Raw genomic sequence first — 4,218 nt, 5'->3', positions numbered from 1 at the left:
GTCGAGAATGTCGCCGATCGGGTCGGAAGCGTTCAGATCGAAATGCTGCCAGCTGTAGCCGGCAAGCGCATAGGCAAGGGTCGATTCGTTCATCTTCATGCCGACGCGGCCCAGCACATCGAACCCATAGTCGGTATCGACGTTGATCGACCCGCCGCCGAGATCCAGCTTGGAAGTCATGCCGGAGTAGCGTGCATCGACCATGACGCCTGCGACCCAGCTGCCGAAGTCATGATCGTAGCCGACGTTCAGTTCACCAAAGGCACCTTCGCCACCGAGACCATTGAATTCCAGGTCGCCGAGCGGCGGAACGTTGATCTGATGCACGGACGCACCGGCGCCACCAGCGCCACCGATATAGAAGCCGGTCCAGTTGTAGGCTGGCGTCTCGAAGGCAGCGCCGCCGCCGTTCTGTGCACCGAAACGGTAATTGGCTGCGATCTGGAAAGTATGGCGCGAGGTGTCAAGATTCAGGAGACCGTCCGGTACTCCGACAATGCCAGCCTCGGAAAGAAGATCGTCCTTGGTCCCGAAGCCCGTATAGCGATACTCAGTCTTGATCGTCCAATTGCTGTTGATGGCCGTTTCGATGCCACCTCCGACAAAATACCCGCTCTGATCCCAATCAAAGTCGAAGCCGGCGTTCGTATCGAGCTTGTACTTCTGCCAGGAATAGCCACCCAGCACGTAGCCCAGAGTGTTCGGCGTCAAGAGGTAGCCGAGACGCAGGCCAGCGTCGAAACCGTAGGTTTCCTTGATCGAAGCGTCGAACCCCGTAATGTCCAGCGTGGTCTTGATGTTGCCCACGTGAGCGTCCAGCAGACCGCCGATGAGGAACCGGGGCGAGACCATATAGTCATAGCCAACCGTCAGCTCACCATAGACGCCTTCGCCACCAATGCCGTTCAGCGAGATTGGAATAAAATCGCTGCCGAGCTCGTGTACGTTGGCACCGGCACCGACGCCAAAACCAACGTAGAGGCCGCTCCAGTTAAAGCCGGCAGCTTCTTCTACCGGCTGGACGACATCTGCTGCATGAGCAGCAGACATCAAAGCCACAGCAGAAACAGCACCAAGAAGAAAAGATTTCGCGGATGTGCGAATGAACATATGCCCGTACCCCAATGAGTAAACCCAGAATGTCTCTAGCAGGGAGTCGGTCGGTACGGGAATGACAAATATGCAACAATGATGAGCAAAGTGCCGTTGCGTCACATCTTTCGACGCCATGCTTTGCCTGAAAAACAGGCTCGCAAGAAAAAACCCGCCGGCTTGGAACCGGCGGGCTGGATTGAAAGGAGCTGTTCTCGCGAAAATCAGGCGGCGAGAACGGCTTTCGGCTCGACCAGTTCGTAGCCGAGCGCCTCGGCGACTGCCCGGTTGGTGATCTTGCCCTTGTGGACATTGAGGCCGTTGCGCAGGTGATGATCGTCGACCAGCGCCTTCAGGCCCTTGTCGGCAAGCTGCAGGCCATAGTGCAGCGTCGCGTTGTTGAGCGCGTGGGCCGAAGTGACCGGCACGGCACCGGGCATGTTGGCGACGCAATAGTGGATGACGCCGTCGACCTCATAGGTCGGCTCGGCATGAGTGGTGGCGTGCGAGGTCTCGAAGCAGCCGCCCTGGTCGATGGCGACGTCGACCAGCACCGAGCCTTTCTTCATGCCCGACAGCATTTCGCGCGAAACCAGTTTTGGCGCCGCGGCACCCGGGATCAGCACCGCGCCGACGACGATGTCTGCCGAAAAACACTCTTCTTCCAGCGCCTCGACAGTCGAGTAACGGGTGTGGACGCGGCCGGCGAAGAGGTCGTCGAGCTGGCGCAGGCGCGGGATCGAGCGGTCGATGATGGTGACGTCGGCGCCAAGGCCGGCCGCCATCCTGGCCGCGTGCAGACCGACGACGCCACCGCCGAGCACGGTGACCTTGCCGGGCAGCACGCCGGGCACGCCGCCGAGCAGCACGCCGCGGCCGCCATTGGCCTTCTGCAGCGCCGTGGCGCCGGCCTGGATCGACAGACGTCCGGCAACTTCCGACATCGGCGCCAGCAACGGCAGGCCGCCACGGTCGTCGGTCACGGTCTCGTAGGCGATTGCCGTCACGCCGGACGCAAGCAGGCCTTTGGTCTGCTCCGGATCCGGAGCAAGGTGAAGGTAGGTGTACAGGATCTGGCCTTCGCGAAGCTGCGCCCATTCGCTGGGCTGCGGCTCCTTGACCTTGACGATCATGTCCGACCTGGCGAACACCTCGGCGGCCGTCTTGGCAATCGTGGCGCCGGCGGCGCGATAGGCGTTGTCATCGGCGCCGATGCCGGCACCGGCCCCGGTCTCAACCAGCACTTCGTGGCCATGGGCGACATATTCGCGGACCGAGCCGGGGGTGAGGCCGACGCGGTATTCGTGGTTCTTGATTTCCTTGGGGCAGCCGACGCGCATTTTCTTCTCCTGATCCGGCCCTTTGGGCTCGTTCCCTGTATGGATGGAGTGAACCACGAATCGTTGCGCAGGTGTTTGCGAATGCGCTTGCGCCAACCGGCAGGTTTCGATAATCGTTGCGCGAAATAGCTGGATATTCGCAGGATTCACGAAAAATGCGGCTCGACAGGATTGATATCGCCATTCTCGAGGCTTTGCAGAAGGATGGCAGGATACCCAATGCGGCACTGGCCGAGAAGGTCGGCCTGTCGCAGTCGGCCTGTTCGCGCCGGCTCGACAATCTGGAGAAATCCGGAACCATCCGCGGCTATCATGCCCGGCTTTCCAATGCAGCACTCGGCCACCAGATGACGGCGATCGTGCACATATCGCTGTCGGGACAGTTCGAGAAGACGCTTTCGGATTTCGAGGCGGCGATCAAACGCTGCCCGAACGTGCTGTCCTGTCACCTGATGTCGGGCGAGTACGACTACATCCTGCGGATCGCGGCGAAGGATCTCGTCGACTATGAGCGCATCCACAAGGAATGGCTGTCGGCAATGCCGCATGTGACCAAAATCAATTCGTCCTTTGCGCTACGCGAAATCGTCGACAGGACCGCCATGGGCATGAAGCCGGAAATGGCCTAGGCTGCGTTGATATTCAGGTGATGCCGGCCTGCAAATGGTAGCTCCCTGCGCTTCCGGTGCTCGCGTACGAAAAGTACGCTCCGCTCCCGTTCTCGGAAGCGACCATTTTCGACTCGGCCTGACCTGAATCTCAGCACAGCCTGGACTAGCTGGCCTCCGTTACCACCCGATCCATCGGGATATCGTGCGGCTGCGGGTAGATGGTCGCGATGCGTTGCAGCTCGTAGCCGACGCCGATGACCAGCGGCTTGAACGGCATCGCTGCCAGCGTGCGGTCGAAGAAGCCGCCGCCATAACCCAGGCGGTAGTTCTGGGGATCGATGCCGACGATCGGCGAGATGACGATGTCCGGCAGCACCGGATCGCCCTCGGCCGGGATCGGGATGTTCCAGACACCTTTCTCCAGCCGGTCGCCCGCTTTGTAGGCGCGGAAGATCAGCGGGTGCCCCTTGTCGATGACGATGGGCAGGGCGGTGCGGCCGCCGCGTTCGTTTATGGACGCCATCCAAGGCCGCAAATCCGGCTCGCCGCGAAACGGCCAGTAGAGACTGACCATGCGCCCGGCGATCTCGCCGATGATCGCGTCGAGGCCATCGGCGATGCGTTGCGACATTACCGCTCGCGCGTCGGCCGAAACGGCGAGACGCGCAGCGATCAGCCGTTCGCGTTCGGCCTTGCGCCAGCGTCTCACATCGATCCAGTCGCTCGAAGGCGCACGGAATTCCGGATCGAGCTCGTGCATGAAACAGGGCGGCGAAGAATACTGCGCCGGAGCATCGTCGTCACGATCGTTGGCCATGCCTCACCTCATCGCGTGTTCGATGACGCTATACCTCGCGATACGATACAACATGTGCATTCACGACATGGAACGACGAGTCTCGGGCACCGTCCATCTGTTGTTGCATTGCACAAAAATACCTACATCCAGGACAGCCAATCTTGCCATCGGGGTGAACGAAATGAATGAAGCCAGGCATCATGTCGTCGTTGTCGGCGCGGGTTTCGGCGGTCTCGAGTTCACCCGTGCACTTGCTGGCGCTCCGGTGCGTATCACCATGATCGACAAGCGCAACCATCACCTCTTCCAGCCGCTGCCCTATCAGGTGGCGACGACGGCGCTGGCCACCTCCGAGGTTGCCTGGCCGATCCGCCAC

Annotated in this window: 5 protein-coding genes; 2 read left to right on the top strand and 3 right to left on the bottom strand. The window is 60.9% G+C overall.

Annotated features, from left to right (window positions below; genetic code table 11):
- Together EN893_RS21180 and ald are read right to left on the bottom strand one after the other, a co-directional pair.
- Positions 1-1,110, bottom strand: a 1,110-nt coding sequence (locus EN893_RS21180; protein ID WP_128361753.1) for an outer membrane beta-barrel protein, incomplete at its 3' end; no start/stop codon positions are given.
- Between the two features lie 206 nt (positions 1,111-1,316).
- The gene (gene ald / locus EN893_RS21175; RefSeq protein ID WP_023812057.1) at positions 1,317-2,432 is read right to left on the bottom strand and encodes an alanine dehydrogenase; all 1,116 of its coding nucleotides are present in this window, start codon (positions 2,430-2,432) and stop codon (positions 1,317-1,319) included.
- Between the two features lie 155 nt (positions 2,433-2,587).
- Between ald and EN893_RS21170 the strand changes: the two genes are divergently transcribed.
- Positions 2,588-3,061 (top strand): Lrp/AsnC family transcriptional regulator, encoded by a 474-nt coding sequence (locus tag EN893_RS21170; protein ID WP_127269076.1) that lies wholly within the window; start codon positions 2,588-2,590, stop codon positions 3,059-3,061.
- Positions 3,062-3,206: 145 nt separating this feature from the next.
- On the opposite strand, the gene EN893_RS21165 is transcribed toward EN893_RS21170, so the two are convergent.
- Positions 3,207-3,860 carry a 5-formyltetrahydrofolate cyclo-ligase gene (locus EN893_RS21165; RefSeq protein WP_127269075.1) on the bottom strand — a complete coding sequence of 218 codons (654 nt, stop codon included), beginning with the start codon at positions 3,858-3,860 and terminating at the stop codon, positions 3,207-3,209.
- A 163-nt stretch (positions 3,861-4,023) separates the two neighbouring features.
- On the opposite strand from EN893_RS21165, the gene EN893_RS21160 reads away from it, so the two are divergent.
- The coding region (locus EN893_RS21160) for an FAD-dependent oxidoreductase (protein WP_164900994.1) at positions 4,024-4,218 on the top strand (195 nt) is incomplete at its 3' end.

The sequence above is a fragment of the Mesorhizobium sp. M7A.F.Ca.CA.004.04.2.1 genome (assembly GCF_004022825.1).
Lineage (GTDB): Bacteria > Pseudomonadota > Alphaproteobacteria > Rhizobiales > Rhizobiaceae > Mesorhizobium.
The sequence above is the reverse complement of the archived record's forward strand: the minus strand, read 5'-3'. Positions and strand labels throughout refer to the sequence as shown.

Coding starts and splice junctions, on each gene's coding strand:
- EN893_RS21170 (WP_127269076.1), top strand. CDS start 2,588: ATGCGGCTCGACAGGATTGATATCGCCATTCTCGAGGCTTTGCAGAAG.
- EN893_RS21165 (WP_127269075.1), bottom strand. CDS start 3,860: ATGGCCAACGATCGTGACGACGATGCTCCGGCGCAGTATTCTTCGCCG.
- ald (WP_023812057.1), bottom strand. CDS start 2,432: ATGCGCGTCGGCTGCCCCAAGGAAATCAAGAACCACGAATACCGCGTC.